At 69.4% G+C, this 15,800-nt stretch carries 15 protein-coding genes, 1 tRNA gene and 1 pseudogene; 10 read left to right on the top strand and 7 right to left on the bottom strand.

Translation table 11 applies throughout. From position 1 onward, the window contains the following. Positions 1-51: 51 nt before the first annotated feature. Together serS and ACIHCL_RS18275 are read left to right on the top strand one after the other, a co-directional pair. Positions 52-1,341 (top strand): serine--tRNA ligase, encoded by a 1,290-nt coding sequence (gene serS, locus ACIHCL_RS18280; protein ID WP_399862880.1) that lies wholly within the window; start codon positions 52-54, stop codon positions 1,339-1,341. Continuing rightward, a complete protein-coding gene (locus ACIHCL_RS18275; RefSeq protein WP_399862878.1) occupies positions 1,338-2,138 on the top strand; it encodes an HAD family hydrolase in 801 nt (266 codons plus the stop codon). Before serS ends, ACIHCL_RS18275 begins: the two co-directional genes overlap by 4 nt. A gap of 133 nt (positions 2,139-2,271) precedes the next feature. On the opposite strand, the gene ACIHCL_RS18270 is transcribed toward ACIHCL_RS18275, so the two are convergent. From ACIHCL_RS18270 to ACIHCL_RS18250, 5 genes are all read right to left on the bottom strand, one after another. Further along, positions 2,272-2,359 (bottom strand) — tRNA-Ser (locus ACIHCL_RS18270). A 487-nt stretch (positions 2,360-2,846) separates the two neighbouring features. Then, positions 2,847-3,566 (bottom strand): ABC transporter permease, encoded by a 720-nt coding sequence (locus tag ACIHCL_RS18265; protein WP_399862876.1) that lies wholly within the window; start codon positions 3,564-3,566, stop codon positions 2,847-2,849. A gap of 30 nt (positions 3,567-3,596) precedes the next feature. Next, entirely contained in the window at positions 3,597-4,508 is a 912-nt protein-coding gene (locus ACIHCL_RS18260; protein ID WP_399862875.1) for an ABC transporter ATP-binding protein, read from the bottom strand. Continuing rightward, positions 4,505-5,416, bottom strand: coding sequence for an ABC transporter permease (locus ACIHCL_RS18255; protein ID WP_399862873.1), 912 nt, complete (start codon positions 5,414-5,416; stop codon positions 4,505-4,507). The genes ACIHCL_RS18260 and ACIHCL_RS18255 overlap by 4 nt, the downstream gene beginning before the upstream one ends. After that, complete coding sequence (locus ACIHCL_RS18250; protein ID WP_399862871.1) at positions 5,413-6,483, bottom strand: ABC transporter ATP-binding protein; 1,071 nt, start codon at positions 6,481-6,483, stop codon at positions 5,413-5,415. The genes ACIHCL_RS18255 and ACIHCL_RS18250 overlap by 4 nt, the downstream gene beginning before the upstream one ends. Before the next feature lie 247 nt (positions 6,484-6,730). On the opposite strand from ACIHCL_RS18250, the gene ACIHCL_RS18245 reads away from it, so the two are divergent. The 4 genes from ACIHCL_RS18245 to ACIHCL_RS18230 all read left to right on the top strand — a co-directional run bounded on the left by ACIHCL_RS18245 (position 6,731) and on the right by ACIHCL_RS18230 (position 11,045). Further along, positions 6,731-7,582, top strand: coding sequence for a M24 family metallopeptidase (locus ACIHCL_RS18245; RefSeq protein WP_399862869.1), 852 nt, complete (start codon positions 6,731-6,733; stop codon positions 7,580-7,582). Beyond that, entirely contained in the window at positions 7,579-9,360 is a 1,782-nt protein-coding gene (locus ACIHCL_RS18240) for an SDR family oxidoreductase (RefSeq protein ID WP_399862867.1), read from the top strand. The genes ACIHCL_RS18245 and ACIHCL_RS18240 overlap by 4 nt, the downstream gene beginning before the upstream one ends. After that, complete coding sequence (locus ACIHCL_RS18235) at positions 9,357-10,337, top strand: MerR family transcriptional regulator (protein WP_399862865.1); 981 nt, start codon at positions 9,357-9,359, stop codon at positions 10,335-10,337. Before ACIHCL_RS18240 ends, ACIHCL_RS18235 begins: the two co-directional genes overlap by 4 nt. Before the next feature lie 165 nt (positions 10,338-10,502). After that, positions 10,503-11,045 (top strand): RNA 2'-phosphotransferase, encoded by a 543-nt coding sequence (locus ACIHCL_RS18230; protein WP_399862864.1) that lies wholly within the window; start codon positions 10,503-10,505, stop codon positions 11,043-11,045. A gap of 179 nt (positions 11,046-11,224) precedes the next feature. Here the strand turns inward: ACIHCL_RS18230 and ACIHCL_RS18225 are convergent, their stop codons facing one another. Beyond that, positions 11,225-12,133 (bottom strand): LLM class flavin-dependent oxidoreductase, encoded by a 909-nt coding sequence (locus ACIHCL_RS18225; RefSeq protein ID WP_399862862.1) that lies wholly within the window; start codon positions 12,131-12,133, stop codon positions 11,225-11,227. Positions 12,134-12,291: 158 nt separating this feature from the next. Between ACIHCL_RS18225 and ACIHCL_RS18220 the strand changes: the two genes are divergently transcribed. Genes ACIHCL_RS18220 through ACIHCL_RS18205 form a run of 4 tightly spaced genes read left to right on the top strand, consistent with a single transcriptional unit; the run spans position 12,292 to position 15,270 of the window. Then, positions 12,292-12,759, top strand: coding sequence for an SseB family protein (locus tag ACIHCL_RS18220; RefSeq protein ID WP_399862860.1), 468 nt, complete (start codon positions 12,292-12,294; stop codon positions 12,757-12,759). Beyond that, positions 12,756-13,388 carry a hypothetical protein gene (locus tag ACIHCL_RS18215; RefSeq protein WP_399862859.1) on the top strand — a complete coding sequence of 211 codons (633 nt, stop codon included), beginning with the start codon at positions 12,756-12,758 and terminating at the stop codon, positions 13,386-13,388. Before ACIHCL_RS18220 ends, ACIHCL_RS18215 begins: the two co-directional genes overlap by 4 nt. A gap of 2 nt (positions 13,389-13,390) precedes the next feature. Continuing rightward, positions 13,391-15,037: a WXG100 family type VII secretion target gene (locus ACIHCL_RS18210; RefSeq protein ID WP_399862857.1), complete on the top strand. Its 1,647-nt coding sequence runs from the start codon at positions 13,391-13,393 to the stop codon at positions 15,035-15,037. Further along, complete coding sequence (locus ACIHCL_RS18205) at positions 15,037-15,270, top strand: hypothetical protein (protein WP_399862855.1); 234 nt, start codon at positions 15,037-15,039, stop codon at positions 15,268-15,270. Before ACIHCL_RS18210 ends, ACIHCL_RS18205 begins: the two co-directional genes overlap by 1 nt. A gap of 128 nt (positions 15,271-15,398) precedes the next feature. Here ACIHCL_RS18205 and ACIHCL_RS18200 read toward each other — a convergent pair. Further along, positions 15,399-15,623 (bottom strand): annotated as a pseudogene (locus tag ACIHCL_RS18200) (LLM class flavin-dependent oxidoreductase); the annotation flags it as partial. Between the last annotated feature and the right edge of the window lie 177 nt (positions 15,624-15,800).

Raw genomic sequence — 15,800 nt, 5'->3', positions numbered from 1 at the left:
CTTGGCGATATCGGTTCGAGCCGCGGAAGCGCGCACCGGTAGCCTGGAGGGGTGATTGACCTTCGCCTGCTTCGTGAGGACCCCGACCGTGTTCGCGCCTCCCAGCGCGCCCGTGGAGAGGACGTCGCCCTCGTCGACGCCCTTCTCTCCGCTGACGAGCGGCGCAGGTCGTCCGGCGTCCGCTTCGACGAACTCCGTTCCGAGCAGAAGTCGCTCGGCAAGCTCATCCCCAAGGCATCGCCCGAGGAGCGCGCCGAGCTGCTCAAGCGGGCCGAGCAGCTGAAGGCGGAGGTCAAGGCCGCCGACGCCGCACAGGACGAGGCCGATGCCGAGGCCAAGAGCCTGATGCTGCAGATCGGCAACATCGTCCACCAGGACGTGCCGGTCGGCGGCGAGGAGGACTTCGTCGTCCTGGAGACCCACGGCACGATCCGCGACTTCGGGGCCGAGGGCTTCGAGCCCCGCGATCACCTGGAGCTCGGCGAACTGCTCGGCGCCATCGACATGGAGCGCGGCGCCAAGGTCTCGGGTTCGCGCTTCTACTACCTGACGGGCGTCGGCGCGCTGCTGGAGCTCGCCCTCGTGAACGCGGCGATCGCGCAGGCCACCGAGGCCGGCTTCGTCCCGATGCTGACGCCCGCGCTGGTCCGCCCCCGCGCCATGGAGGGCACCGGCTTCCTCGGCCAGGCCTCGGAGAACGTGTACCACCTGGAGAAGGACGACTTCTACCTGGTCGGCACCTCCGAGGTCCCGCTCGCCGCGTACCACATGGACGAGATCATCGACGCCGAGAAGCTGCCGCTGCGGTACGCGGGCTTCTCGCCGTGCTACCGCCGCGAGGCCGGCACGTACGGCAAGGACACCCGGGGCATCTTCCGCGTCCACCAGTTCGACAAGGTGGAGATGTTCTCGTACATCGACCCGGCGGACGCCGAGGCCGAGCACCGCAGGCTCCTCGACTGGGAGAAGCAGTGGCTCACCTCCCTTGAGCTGCCGTTCCAGGTGATCGACGTCGCCACCGGCGATCTGGGAGCATCGGCCACCCGCAAGTTCGACTGCGAGGCGTGGATCCCGACCCAGGGCAAGTACCGCGAGCTGACGTCCGCGTCGAACTGCGACAGCTTCCAGGCCCGGCGCCTGTCCGTCCGGATGCGCGACACCCGCGACGGCAAGAAGATCCTCCAGCCGCTGGCCACCCTGAACGGCACGCTCTGCGCGGTACCGCGCACGATCGTGGCGCTCCTGGAGAACCACCAGCTGGCCGACGGTTCGGTGCGGGTCCCCGAGATCCTCCGGCCGTACCTGGGCGGGCGCGAAGTCCTGGAACCGATCGCCAAGTGACCTTCCCGTACAAGCTCGTCGCGACCGACCTCGACGGCACGCTCCTGCGCAACGACGAAACGGTCTCCGAGCGCACCCGCGCGGCACTGACCGCGACCGCTGCGGCCGGTGCCGCACACATCGTCGTCACCGGCCGCGGCGTGCCGTGGACCCGGCACATCCTGGACGACCTCGGCTACGAGGGCCTCGCGGTCTGCGGCCAGGGTGCCCAGGTCTACCACGCGGGCGAGCACAGACTGCTCACCTCGCTCACGCTGGACCGGCAGCTCGCCGGCCTCGCGCTGTCCAAGGTCGAGGCCGAGGTCGGTCCGCTGGCGCTGGCGGCGAGCCGCGACGGACTCGACGGCGAGGTGGTGATCGGCCCCGGCTACCAGGTCCAGGACGGGCCGCTGCCGACGATCATGGCCAAGGACCCGGCCGAGCTGTGGGCGGCCCCGCTGAACAAGGTGTACATCCAGCACCCGGAACTGGACGACGACGCGCTGACGAAGGCCGCGCGGGCGGCCGTCGGCAACCTGGTGGACGTGGTGATGGCCGGTCCGGGCACGGTGGAGATCCTCCCACTGGGGCTGAGCAAGGCCACCGGGCTCTCGCTCGCCGCGCGCCGCCTGGGGGTGAAGGCCGCGGACACGCTGGCCTTCGGCGACATGCCGAACGACATCCCGATGTTCGCCTGGGCCCGGCAGGGCGTGGCCATGGCCAACGCACACGAGGACCTGAAGGCCGTGGCCCAGGAGATCACCACGTCCAACCAGGACGACGGCATCGCCGTGGTCCTGGAGCGGCTGCTCTCGTAGTCGTACGCGGCCCGCCCGCACGTCGGCCACTCCGGTCGCTTCCTTGCGGGGGTGGTGCGCGCAGGGAAGCCGCGTCGACCGGGGCAGGGCCCCGTACCGGCCGTACGGGCGCCGGCATCGCGGGCACGTTCTGCGGAGGATGCGCGGATCGAACGCGCGCGGGGTTCTCGGCCCCGACGACGACTTAGCAAGCCGCTGCCTTACCACTCGGCCAATCCTCCGGGAGGGCGGCCGCGCTCGATGGCGCGAAGAAGCCGCCCCGGGCATCCTGCCCCGATCGGCACGTCGGAGTCGTCGGCGACTACTCCGGTGCCGTCTCGGGACCACCCTGCTGGGAACTCGACGGACTCGGGCTGTCGGTCATCGTCGCGCTCCTCTCCCGGCCTGTGGCGTACGTGCGGGCGTACCGCCGTCGTTGCCGCGCACCATGCCGGGGCTCGGTTCCCGCAGGGATCGTCCGGCACGTGCCGCACCAACCACTGTGCCGGGGAAGGCCGTTTGGCGCCACTCGATTTCGGGCAACGGCGAAGGGCCGTGAAAGGGCCGTGAACGGTCCCCGGATCAGCGCTGCCTGCCTCTGCGGTTCAGCTCATGGTTTGTCTGAAAAGCGTCAACCCCCGCCCAACGGGCGAGGGTTGACGAGAAGGGGAGCAAGAACGGGTTCGGGAACGGAAGTGGGCGGGGAGCGGCGCGGGTGAGGCGCCCGGCTCACTCCTCCCCGGCCAGTTTCAAGGTGCGCAGCTTCTGCCCGGCGTACCAGGTCGCCACCACCGTGACCCCGATCAGCAGGACGGTCGCGAGCGGCAGCCCCACCTCGGAGGTGATCGCCCCGGCCCCTCCGGTCTTCTCGGCGACCGCCAGGGACCACTGCTGCACGCTGAGCGTGCGTGCCCCCGGCACCAGCGAGCCGAACAGGGCCTCCCACACCAGCGCGTAGACGAGGCCGAAGACCACGGCGTGCCGGCTGACGGTGCCCAGCAGCAGGAACAGCGAGCTGTAGGCGATCGAGGCGACCAGCGCCGCGACGGTGTACGCGACCGCGATCTGCTGGCCGTTGCCGTTGAGGATCAGGCCCGCGATCAGCGTGGGCAGCGCGGAGAAGACCATCGTGACCGCGATGGACACGATGAGCTTGGTGAAGATGATCGTCGGCCGCTTCACCGGCTTGGCCAGCAGGTAGACGATCGATCCGTCGTCGATCTCGGGGCCGATGGCCCCGGTCCCGGCGATCACGCCGATGAGCGGCACCATCGTGGCGATGGCGAAGCCTCCCAGCACGTCCGACGCGATCTGGTCGTCGGCGCCGGCGAACATCCGCACCGCCACGGAGATGGCCACCAGCAGCGCCGGCAGGACGAAGAGGATGGCGGCCCGGCGGCGGCCGAGCAGGGCCCGGTAGGTGAGCCGGGCGACTGTGGGGTCGTACATGACGCTTCACAGCTCCTTTCAGGCCACTACTCAGGCCGCTACGAGATAGGAGAAGACCGATTCGAGGGACTCGTCGGACGGGGAGACGGTCAGAAGGCGAATTCCGTGCTCGCGCGCCACCTTCGGCAGCAGTTCGGTGAAACGGCCGAAGTCGACCGCCTGGATGCGCAGGGCCCGTTCGCCCAGGTCCACCTCGATGCCGGCCGTCGACGGGTCGGCGATGAGTGCGGCGGCGAGGGCGCGGTCGTCGCTGGAGCGGACGAGATAGCGGTGCGGGCGGTCCGTCATCAGTCGGCGGATCTTCCGGAAGTCGCCGGACGCCGCGTGCCGTCCCGCCACGATCACCTCGATGTGCGAGGCGAGCTGCTCGACCTCTTCGAGGATGTGGGAGGAGAAGAGCACGGTGCGTCCCTCAGCCCCCATCCGCCTCAGCAGGTCCATGAGCTGCATCCGCTGCCGCGGGTCCATCCCGTTGAACGGTTCGTCGAGCAGCAGCGCCGACGGCTCGTGCACCAGGGCGGAGGCCATCTTGACGCGCTGGCGCATGCCCTTGCTGTACGTGGAGATCTTCCGGTCCTGCGCGTACTCCATCTCGACCGTGGCCAGCGCGTGCCGGGCCTCCGCGTCGCCCAGGCCCTGGAGTTCGGCGTTGGCGACGACGAACTCGCGACCGGTCAGGAAGTCGTACATCGCCTCCCGCTCCGGCACGATGCCGATCTCCTTGTACACCGCCTCGTTCCGCCAGATCGCCCGGCCGTCGAGCGTGACGGTGCCCGTGGACGGGGCGAGGAAGCCGGCCATCATGTTGATCAGCGTGGACTTGCCCGCGCCGTTCGGTCCGAGGAGCCCGGTGACGCCCGGCCCCACCGTCATGCTCACGTCGTTGACGGCGACCACATTGCCGAACCAGCGCGAGGTGTGGTCGATCTCGATGGTGGTCACAGCCCGACCCTCCGGTAGCGGCGCATCAGTACGGCGTACGAGCCGGCGACGAGCGCGAGAACAACGATCAGATAGACCGCGCCGGTCCCGGCCCCGGGGATCGCCCCGCCGGGGAAGGGCGAACTGGCGCCGAGGAACGCGGCCTGCACGCCGCTGATCAGCGTGATCGGAGAGAAGAGGCCCAGCCATTCGACGGCCCCCTCGGCACCCGTCTGCCAGGCGATGGCCTGCACCGTGGAGACCGCGCCATAGGAGATGGTCAGCACGGCGATCACCGCGGCGACTCCGAAGCCGCGGCGCGGGGTCAGCGCGGCCATCACCAGCCCCAGCCCGGCGAAGAGCACGGAGAGCAGCGCCACGGACACCATTCCCTGTCCGAATCCCTTGGTCTGCTCGACGAAGTCGAACTTCCCGAGCAGCGCGCCCGCGTAGAGGATCACGAGTGGCGCCCCGGTGAGGATGAGGAGCGCGGACGCCATGGCCGCCAGTTTGGCGATGACGTAGTCGACGTGCTCGATCGGCCGGGAGAAGTACAGCGAAACACTTCTGAAACGCAGGTCACGGGAGACCGACTGCGGCGCCTGGGAGGCGATGAACAGGCCGATGACGGCCTGCATGTAGATCGCGTACGAGGTGTACTTGATCTGCAGGGCCGTGCTGCCCGGGATGGAGATGGAAACGGCGACGATGATCGCCGCGACCACGCACATCACGCCGAAGAGCAGCATCGGCAGCACCTTCGACTTGGCGGAACGCCCCAGGCCGAAGGAGCCTCGCAGGGACTGCGAGTACAGCGAGCGGCGGGCGTAGCCGCGGCCGAGCCGGGGGCCGTCGTAGGAGCGGTACCCGATGTTGTGGATCCGGGAGGTTTCGCTCCCGCTCACGGCTCCGGTCTGTGTGCTCGTCACGGCCGTTCCCCTTCCGCTGCGAGGCCCTTGAGGTCCGCGGTGCCGACGGCGCCGCGCGAGGTTCCGGCAGGCGCGTTCCGGTCCGGGGAGCCGGTGGTACCGGCGCCGTTCCGGGGCTCCGCTTCGGCGCGGAAGACCTCGGCGATGTGATGGCGCCGCTGTTCCATCCGCACCAGGCCGAGTCCGAGCGCGGCGACGCTGTCGCGCACGATGTCGTACGTCTCCTCTCCGGTGGCCTCGACCAGCAGGATGTGGCCCGCGCCGGGCAGCCCCCGCCCGTCGAGACCGTCCTGGCCCACGAGGCCGACGCCGGCTCGGACGAGGGCCCGGCGCAGCGCGTCCGTGCCGTCCGGGTGGGTGTCGCTGTCGGTGACCTCGACCGCGAGGGTCGTGGTGGTCTGGGTGAAGTCGCTGGTGGAACTGGAACGCAGCAGGGTGCCGCCGTCGATGACGACGACGTGGTCGCAGGTGCGCTCCAGCTCGCCCAGGAGGTGCGAGGTGACCAGGACCGAGATGCCGAAGTCGGTGTGGACGCGGCGGATCAGCCCGAGCATCTCGTCGCGGCCGACCGGGTCGAGTCCGTTGGTGGGCTCGTCGAGCAGGACCAGCCGCGGGTCGTGCACGAGTGCCTGGGCCAGCTTCACCCGCTGCTTCATTCCGGTCGAGTAGCCGCCGATGGGGCGGTAGCGCTCCTCGTACAGGCCGACGTGGCGCAGGGTGTCCGCCGTGCGCTCGCGCGCGGCGGTGGGCGGAAGACCGGACATCCGCGCCATGTGGACGACGAACTCGGTGGCCGAGACGTCCGGCGGCAGGCAGTCGTGCTCGGGCATGTAGCCGACGCGCTCCCGGATGGCGGCGCCTTCGGTGGCGACATCGAGACCGAGCACCGTGGCCCGGCCCTCGGTGGCGGGAGACAGGCCCAGCAGGATCTTGATCAATGTGGACTTGCCGGCTCCGTTGGACCCCACCAGGCCGGTTACGCCGGGCCCGATGTCCAGGGAGAGCCGGTCGAGCGCGGTCACCCGGGGGAACCGCTTGCTCAGGCTTTCGGTCGCGATGACAGTCACGGCCTCGACGGTAGTGGCGCGGGCCACACCGGCACATCAGCCCATGGGTTGGACCGTGAGTCAGACTCCAGGTGGACAGGCCCGTAGGGGGACCACCACTTAGAGGGAGATCCGGCGGGCGGGGCGGGACGTACTCGGGTTTTCCACAGGTCTCCGCACACCTCTTGACGCAGCCGCTGGGCATTGTCACATTCATCAGTGTCACGTTACGGACGCGTACCGCACACGGCAGGGAACGGACGGTGGCATGGCTTCGGCAGTGAAGGACGAACGGGCCTCGGAACTACGGGGGTTCACGGAGGTGCAGCGTCTCGCGTACGCCTGCGCCGAGGCGGTCGCCGGCCGGCTCGCGCCGGGGGTGACCGAGCGCGAGGCGGCCAGGATGCAGCGCGACTGGTTGCGCGAGCGCGGGGTCCGGGACTGGTTCCACCTCCCGTTCGCCTGGTTCGGGGACCGGACGGCGTTCGCCGGTTTCAAAGTGCCCCTGCAGTTCTTTCCGACCAACCGGAGGCTGGAGGCGGGGATGCCGTTCATCCTCGACATGGCCCCGGTGTACAAGGGGTTCACGGCCGATATCGGGTACTCCGGCTGCCTCGGGCCCAATCCTCTGCACGACAAGCTCCTCGCGGACCTCGAAGCGCACCGCGAGCTGATCCTGCGCGAGGTCCGGGAGCGGCGCTCACTGCGCGAGATCTACGAGGACGTCGACGGGCTGATGATCAAGCAGGGATACGCGAACCGGCATCGCGCCTACCCCTTCGGTGTCATCGCCCACAAGATCGACCGGGTCGCCGAACGCCGCTGGTCCCCGCAGGTGTTCGGCTTCGGCACCCAGTCGCTCAAGGGACTGCTGAGCGACGCGCTGCACGGTCACCGCGACGGCTGGTCGCCGCTGTGGAGCCCGTACCGCTTCTCCGACCATCCGCCGCGGCCCGGCCTGTGGGCGGTCGAACCCCACCTCGGATTCCGGGGTACGGGCGCCAAGTTCGAGGAGATCCTGGTGGTCACCGACTCCAAGGACCCCGAACAGAGTGCCTTCTGGCTGGACGACGATCTGCCGCACGTGCGGCGCTGGGCCGAGGAGAGGGTGGCGGCATGAGTCCGAAGGGTCTGACGGGGGCGCGCGAGCGCTGGGTGCGCACGGGCGGAATCGAGCTGTGCGTGGCCGAGTTGGGCGACGAGGGACGGCCCACGATCGTCCTCGTCCACGGCTACCCGGACAGCAAGGAGGTCTGGGCCGATGTGGCGCGGCAGCTGGCCGAGCAGTGGCATGTGGTGCTGTACGACGTGCGCGGACACGGCCGGTCCACCGCGCCCGAGCCGCTGCGCGGCGGCTTCACCCTGGAGAAGCTGACCGACGACTTCCTGGCCGTCGTCGACGCGGTCAGCCCGGACCGGCCGGTGCATCTGGTCGGGCACGACTGGGGATCGGTCCAGTCCTGGGAGTTCGCCACGGTCAAGCGGACCGAGGGCAGGATCGCCTCGTTCACCTCCATGTCGGGGCCCTCGCTGGATCACTTCGGGCACTGGATCAAGCAGCGGATGACCCGCCCCACCCCGCGCCGGGTGGGCCAACTGCTCGGCCAGGGAGCCAAGTCCTGGTACGTCTACATGCTGCACACGCCGGTCCTGCCCGAGCTCGCCTGGCGAGGACCGCTCGGCAGGCGATGGCCGCAGATACTGCAGCGGATCGAGAAGGTGCCCGCCGGTGACTACCCGACGCCGTCCCTGCCCGACGACGCGGCGCACGGCGCCTGGCTCTACCGGGACAACGTCCGGGCCCGGCTCCGCCGGCCCCGGACCGACGCCTACGCGCACGTACCGGTCCAGCTGATCACGCCGACCGGCGACGTCTTCCTTTCGGAGCGGCTGTACGACCAGCTAGAGCTGTGGGCACCGCAGTCGGTGCGGCGCACGCTTCCCGCGAAGCACTGGGTGCCGCGCACCAGGCCGGACCGCCTCGCCTCCTGGATCAGCGAGTTCGCCACCGCCAGCGAAGCGGCCCGGGAGAGCGGCCGGCCGGTGCGGGACTCCGCGCCGACCGGTGCGTACGCGGATCGCTTCGCCGGGCAGTTGGTCGTGGTGACGGGTGCGGCGGGCGGCATCGGGCGGGCCACCGCCTTCGCCTTCGCCGAGGCGGGCGCCCGGGTGGTGGCCGTGGACCGGGACGCGGAGGGGGCGGCCAGGACGGCGGAGATGGCCCGGTTGATCGGGGCACCGGCCGCCTGGGGCGAAGCGGTGGACGTCAGCGACGAGCAGGCGATGGAGAAGCTCGCCGAGAAGGTCGCTGCCGAGTGCGGCGTCGTCGACGTGCTGGTCAACAACGCCGGGATCGGCCTGTCCGGCTCCTTCCTGGAGACCACGGCCGAGGACTGGAAGAACGTCCTGGACGTCAACCTGTGGGGCGTCATCCACGGCTGCCGCGTCTTCGGCGGGCAGATGGCCGAACGGGGCCAGGGCGGCCACATCGTCAACATCGCCTCGGCCGCCGCCTATCAGCCCTCCCGGGCGCTGCCCGCGTACAGCACCTCCAAGGCGGCCGTGCTGATGCTCAGCGAATGTCTGCGCGCCGAGTTCGCCGACCGGTCGATCGGGGTCAGCGTGATCTGCCCCGGCATCGTGAACACCGGCATCACCGCGACGGCGCGCTTCGCCGGCGCGGACGCCACGGAGGAAGAGCGGCTGCGGAAGCGGAGCAGTCGGCTGTACGGGCTGCGCAACTATCCTCCGGAGCGGGTCGCCGATGCCGTGCTCAAGGCGGTGGTACGCGACCGGGCCGTCGTGCCCGTGACCCCGGAGGCCCGCGGGGCCCGGCTCCTGTCCCGGTTCAGTCCCGGCGCCCTGCGCGGGATCGCCCGTATGAAGCCGCCGCTGTGACCGGCCCCGGACAGTCGGCGCCGGCGCAGGCCGGCCGGGCCGCCGCCGAATACCGGATCGAGGACCTGGCCCATGCCAGCGGCGCCACGGTCCGCACGATCCGCGCCTACCAGGACCGCGGTCTGCTGCCGACACCGGAGCGGCGCGGCCGGGCCAATGTGTACCGGGACAGCCATCTCGCCCGTCTCCGGCAGATCGCGGACCTGCTGGATCGTGGTTACACCCTGGCCAGCATCAAGGAGCTGCTGGACGCCTGGGACGCCGGACGCGGTCTGGGCGGCGTGCTCGGACTCGTCGCCGAGGTGCACGGCCCGTGGACGGACGAGCGGGCCGGCCGGATCACGCGGGCCGAGCTGAACGCGCGGTTCGGCGACAGCCCGGACGAGGAGGCGGTCGCCGAAGCGGTGGACCTCGGCGTACTGGAGCGTGTGCCGGGGCGGGACGACGAGTTCCTGGTCCCCAGCCCGCAGGAGCTCGCCGTGGCCGTGGAGTTGCACGCGGCCGGCGTCCCGCTGAGCGCGATCTCCGTGCATCTGCGGGAACTTCGAGGCCAGGTCGAGGAAATAGCCGTACGATTCCTTGAGTTCACGGACGAGTACGTTTTCGCGCGCTATCTGGATCACCACCCGCCCACGGATGCGGACGCGGCGGAGGCCGCCGCCATGGTGCGCAGGCTACGGCCGCTCGCCCAGCAGACGGTGGAGGCGGAACTGGCCCGCGCCATGCGGACGTTCGCCACCCTTCACCTGCGTCACCGCCTGAGCACGCACACGCTCCCCGACTCTCCGGCTTCGACACCAAGGACGGCTCAGGTAGCCCTGCCGAGGGAGACAATCAACCGTGTCCGTCGGCTGGTTGGTACGGAGAACGTGTCGGCGTTCATAGCAGCCGCCAGCGAACGAGAGGCGCAGTCAAGGACAATGGACTCACTCGTCTCATCCAGCTGCGAACCAGGGCAACTTGATCAAACCTCTTGATTCACTCTTCACTTGTCCACAGAATCCTCAACTCCCCTGTGGATAAGCCGCATTGCTTGTGGATCAAACCTGGGAAAGGAAAATTACCGAGGCAAATAAAATTACTTCAGTGAATCGCTATGAAATGCGGATGCGCCCCGGGAGTGGCCGAGGCACGCTGAGGACATGGACGCGAAACGCGCCGTCAAGGTGTCCAAATACCTCTCGAAGCACCTGCGGCACCAACCTGAACGGATCGGGATCACGCTCGATGCCCATGGCTGGGTGACGATCGACGAGCTGCTGCGCGCCACGGCCCGCCACGGCTTCACCCTCACCCGGGCCGAGCTCGACCATGTCGTCGCCGTCAACGACAAGCAGCGCTTCGCTGTCGAAGGCGGCCGTATCCGCGCCAGCCAGGGGCACACCGTCCCGGTGGACCTCGGTCTTCCACCGTCCGAGCCGCCCGCGTACCTCTATCACGGCACGGTGGGCCGCGTGCTGGACGCCATCCGCAGCGAGGGCCTGCGCCCCATGAACCGCACGCACGTCCATCTCTCGTCCGACCGAGAGACGGCGACCCGGGTCGGAGCACGCCGCGGCCGTCCGGTCGTCCTGTCCGTGGACGCCGCCGCGATGCACCGTGCGGGCCACACGTTCTGCGTCAGCGCCAATGGCGTCTGGCTCACCGCCGCCGTGCCGCCCTCGTTCCTGCGGTTCCGCGAATGAAACCGCGGCGCCGACCAAGGCCCTGATCAAGGCGCCGTCATCCGCTGCCGTCCGGCCCCCGTCGTCCTTCAGAGGGCGGCGAGCAGCCCCGGCCGGACGCGCCGCAGGGCCGCTCCACTGCTCCGGGGGTTCCGGGACCGTCCGAACGCTCGGGGCGGCACCCTGGGCGTCCGTCGACGTCAAGGTCGGCGAAGCTGGGCCGCGGCCTCGGTGGCGATGCGCTCGAAGACGGCCTGGTCGGCGGCGAAGTCCGAGTCGGGGATCGGCCAGTGAACCACGATCTCGGTGAAGCCGAGCTCGTGGTGGCGCCCCGCGAAGTCCACGAAGGCGTCCACGGACTCCAGCGGGCGGCCCCGGTCCGGGGTGAAGCCGGTCAGCAGGATCTTGTCGAGGTCGCCCGGGGCCCTGCCGATCTCCGCGCACGCCTTGCCGAGCTTCTCGACCTGTCCGCGCAGGGCCTCCACCGACTGCTCCGGGGTCCCCTCCTCGTACAGCTTCGGATCGCCAGTGGTCACCCATGCCTGCCCGTACCGCGCGGCGAGCTTCAGGCCGCGCGGTCCGGTGGCGGCAACCGCGAACGGGAGACGGGGGCGCTGGACGCAGCCCGGGACGTTGCGGGCCTCGTTCGCGGTGTAGTGCGTACCGCGCCGGGTGACCGCCTCTTCGGTGAGCAGTTGGTCGAGCAGCGGCAGGAACTCGCCGAATCGGTCCGCCCGCTCCTTCGGCGTCCACGCCTCCTGCCCGAGAGCGGTGGCGTCGAAGCCGCTGCCGCCCGCCCCGATACCGAGCGTGATCCGACCGTCCGAGATGTCGTCGAGCGAGATCAGTTCCTTGGCCAGTGTCACCGGATGCCGGAAGTTGGGCGAGGTGACGAGGGTGCCCAGGCGCAGCCGCGTGGTGGCCGTGGCGGCGGCGGTGAGGGTGGGCAGGGCACCGAACCACGGACCGTCCCGGAAGGACCGCCAGGACAGGTGGTCGTAGGTGTACGCGGTGTGGAAGCCGAGGTCCTCCGCGCGCTGCCACTTGGCGCGGCCGGCCTCGTGCCAGCGGTCGACGGGCAGGATCACGGTGCTCAGGCGCAGGCTCATGGCTTCGAGCCTACGTCCGTCCAGCAAACAGTCAGCATCTCGTTGCCGGCTCCCGGTGCGGCCGAGTCCTGATGAGTCTGAGGTACGTCCAGCTCAAACAGCCAGGAGGTGACAGGCTGGCAGCCTGGAGCTGACCAGCGAGCCGACGGAGGTTCTGGATGGGGTTTGAGGAGGAATGGGCTCAGCTGAAGGCCGAGGCTGCCGAACGGGCGGCTTCAACGCCGACGGTGCCGCCGGTTGCACGTGCGCTTCCAGCAGAGGTCGATCCCGTGGAGCAGGTGCGGGAGGCGGTACTGGAGCGGCTGGCGGACTTCCGCAGCCGCGTGGTGCTGGTGCCGCTGGATGAGCGGGACGGGCTGTGGACTGCCGAGTTCGGGGGCCTGGACTGGATCTGTGCGTTCTCGGATGAGGAGGCGCTGGCCCGTTTCGCCGCCGCCCGGGGCGACGAAGGCAGGAAGTGGTCGTACCGGCGGGTGGTCGGTGCGCGGCTGCTGGACGAGGTTGTACCGGTGTTGGACTTCCCGTGTGGCGTGGCACTGGACGCCGCAGGGCCGGATGGGGCCGTGTTCCCGCCGGTGCGCGGGATTGTGCCGGATGAGGCGGCACTTGACGGGGAGGCGGCATGAGCGGCGACCGACCTGATCTCAGCTCCTCCAAGGAGGCGCTGGGGCAGATCGCACTGGGTATCACCCAGGCGCTGGAGGAGCTCAAAGAGCTCGGCATGGTGGGGATGGCGAGTATGGGGCGAGGTTTCGCCGACACCGCGCTGTCCGGGATGGAGACGGGCCACGGGGGGCTGGCGACCACATTGGGCACGTTCTGCGCGCGCTGGGAGTGGGGCGTTCGGACGCTGGTGCAGCAGGGCAACACGTTCGCGGCGAATGTCGGGCTGTCGGCAGGCATGCTGCATGAGCAGGATCAGTACATCCAGGGCTCCTTCAAGGTGCTCGTCAACTCCGGGATGGGCAATCCGTATGCCACCGAGGAGGAGGTCATCGCCAAGGACTGGGGCGGTGTGTTCTCGGACAACGCCTACACCCAGATCCGAGATGCCGACTACAGCCAGGAGTCGTTGGACCGGGCCGCGGAGAACAGCAAGAAGGCGTGGAAGGGGACCGTCCGGGACCTCAACAGCTCCAAGATCCTCCTGCCCAACCAGCTCATCGACGCAACGGGGATGCGCGAAGAGGTGGACGCCGCAGTGGAGGACATGGTCGGGCCGCCGCCGAAGCCTCAGCAGGGTGGTGAGGGCTGAAGGTGGACTGGGGAAAGCTGGCCAACAAGGGCCTGGGAAAGCTGGAGGAAGGTTGGGAGACCGGTAAAAAGGCCCTGGGCGAGGGTATCGACCAGGCCACCGACTGGGCCGGGAAGGGGCTCGACTACGTCGGCGCGCACGACTGGGCGGACAAAGTCGAGGATTGGGGCGATGATGTCGCCTCCGATCTCGGGGCCTCGATACGTGAGCAGCAGCTCGATGAGACGGAACAGGCCAATGAGCTGATCCACGGATCGCCTGCAGCTCTTCGGGAGTCGGCGACGCACTTCAAGCACTTCCAGGCAGCCTTCGACCGCGTTGGCCAGGGCATGCGCGCGCTGGACTCAGGCCACTGGAAGGGGCAGGCCGCCGACGCCTTCCGGGAGAAGTTCGCGATGTATCCAGCGGACTGGCTTCGGGCGGCCGACGCCTGTGAAGCCGCTGGCAACGCGCTTCTCCGCTACACGGAGACCGTGGAGTGGGCACAGAGGCAGGCCCAACAGGCGATCCACCTGTACAAGAAGGGCAAGAAGGCGTCCGAGGACGCCGTCAGCGCCTACAACTCCAAGGTCGACGGCTACAACGCGGCCGTACGGGCCGGCCGTGACCCGGGACCGAAACCTCCCCCGTTCAGCGATCCGGGTGTGGCGGACGTCAAACTGGCCTTCGAGACGCTGAAGGAGGCACGGCGTCAGCGCAACGCGGCCGCTGCCACCGCTGAGCGGGCCATCGCGGCCGCGACGGAGCACGCGCCTGCCGAGCCGCCGCCGCTCGACCGGGCCATGGCCTCGTGGGTCGACTCGCGAGGGGCCAACGCCGTGGAGTTCAACCACTTCGTGGGCGGGGTGGTCAAAGGAACGGCGGGGCTCCTCACGTTCGTACGCGGCCTCAACCCGCTCGACACCTACAACCTGACTCATCCGGCTGAGTACCAGCAGAACGTCAGTATGACGCTGGCGGGCCTCGTCTCCACGGCAGCCCACCCCGAGCGCGTCCCCGGAGCACTCATCGACAGCTTCAGCAAGGATCCCAGCGAAGGGCTGGGCCGGCTGGTCCCGGACCTGATCGGTACGAAGGGGTTCGGCGGGGCTCGGGCGGGACTCCGCGTCGCCGCACGGGAAGGACTGGAAGGGGTGGCCCGATCCGGGATCCGGCACTCCGACGAGTGGCTGACAGGTGCCCGCAGGCGCCCGAGGGACATCCTGGACGATCCCGCCCAGACACGGTGGGCCGAGGACGCGTACGCGGACTTCATGCGGGACTCGCGGGACATCGACGCCATCAGAAATCACACGCAGGGGCTGGCTCGCGACAATGGAGCGACGGGATTCTCCTCGGAGGAGATCACGGCGATCAAGAAGCATGTCTTCGACACGGAACACCCCATCGAGGACTACGAAACAGGAAAGGTCGTCGTGCGCAAGTTCGACGCCGATGCGGAGATCGCAGACGCGTGGATTCGCTTGAGAGCCGGGAACTCTCTGCCCGAAGACAGACTCCTGCTGGAGCACGAGCTGGCTGAGCTCACCTACCTGCGGGAGAACCCCGGAGCGACCTACCAGGAAGCGCATCGGGTAGCCAACGAAACGTACAATTGGCAGAATTCCGTACCGCTGAACAAGCGGGAAGACTTTGAGGGTGAGTGGTAGTGGCCGCACTCGTCTACTTCCGGAAGATCTCCGAGGACGCGGAGCTGGTCCGCTACGAGTTCGGGGACGATCCGGACAGCTTTTCGCGACACCTGACCATGGACAAGGAATCCCGCACGTCGTCGGCCGACGACGGCCGCACGGACTACTCGTTCCTCAAGGCGTCCCGGAAGATCAACGCGATGCGCGAGGAACGCGGTCAGTGGCCGGACCGTGGCATGAGCGTGAGTTGACCGGACTCTGTCATGGCTTCAGTCCAGTCCCTCGTCGACCAGGGTGCTGCTGGCGTCTGCGCCGTGGCGGCATGAGCGGGTAGCGCTGAAGTCACAGGTCAGGCTTCGATAGGTGAACAAGGCTTGACCGAGGTGACGAGGGTGCCCAGGCGCAGCCGCGTGGTGGCCGTGGCGGCGGCGGTGAGGGTGGGCAGGGCACCGAACCACGGACCGTCCCGGAAGGACCGCCAGGACAGGTGGTCGTAGGTGTACGCGGTGTGAAAGCCGAGGTCCTCCGCGCGCTGCCACTTGGCGCGGCCGGCCTCGTGCCAGCGGTCGACGGGCAGGATCACGGTGCTCAGGCGCAGGCTCATGGCTTCGAGCCTACGTCCGCCCCAGGAGTGCCGGGCGCGCACTCGAAAACCGGAGCCGGCCGACTCTCCCTGCAAGACCGGGGCCGTAACCCGGCGGGAACCAGGAGCCCCGACCAGGGCCGGTCGTCGGGACCGGTACCGGATCGTGGCGGGTACCGGGCCAGGGCTGGATCGGGT

The organism is Streptomyces sp. NPDC052042 (assembly GCF_044548345.1).
Classification (GTDB): domain Bacteria; phylum Actinomycetota; class Actinomycetes; order Streptomycetales; family Streptomycetaceae; genus Streptomyces.
Note: the sequence above shows the minus strand (reverse complement) of the source record. Positions and strands in the feature narration are given on the sequence as shown.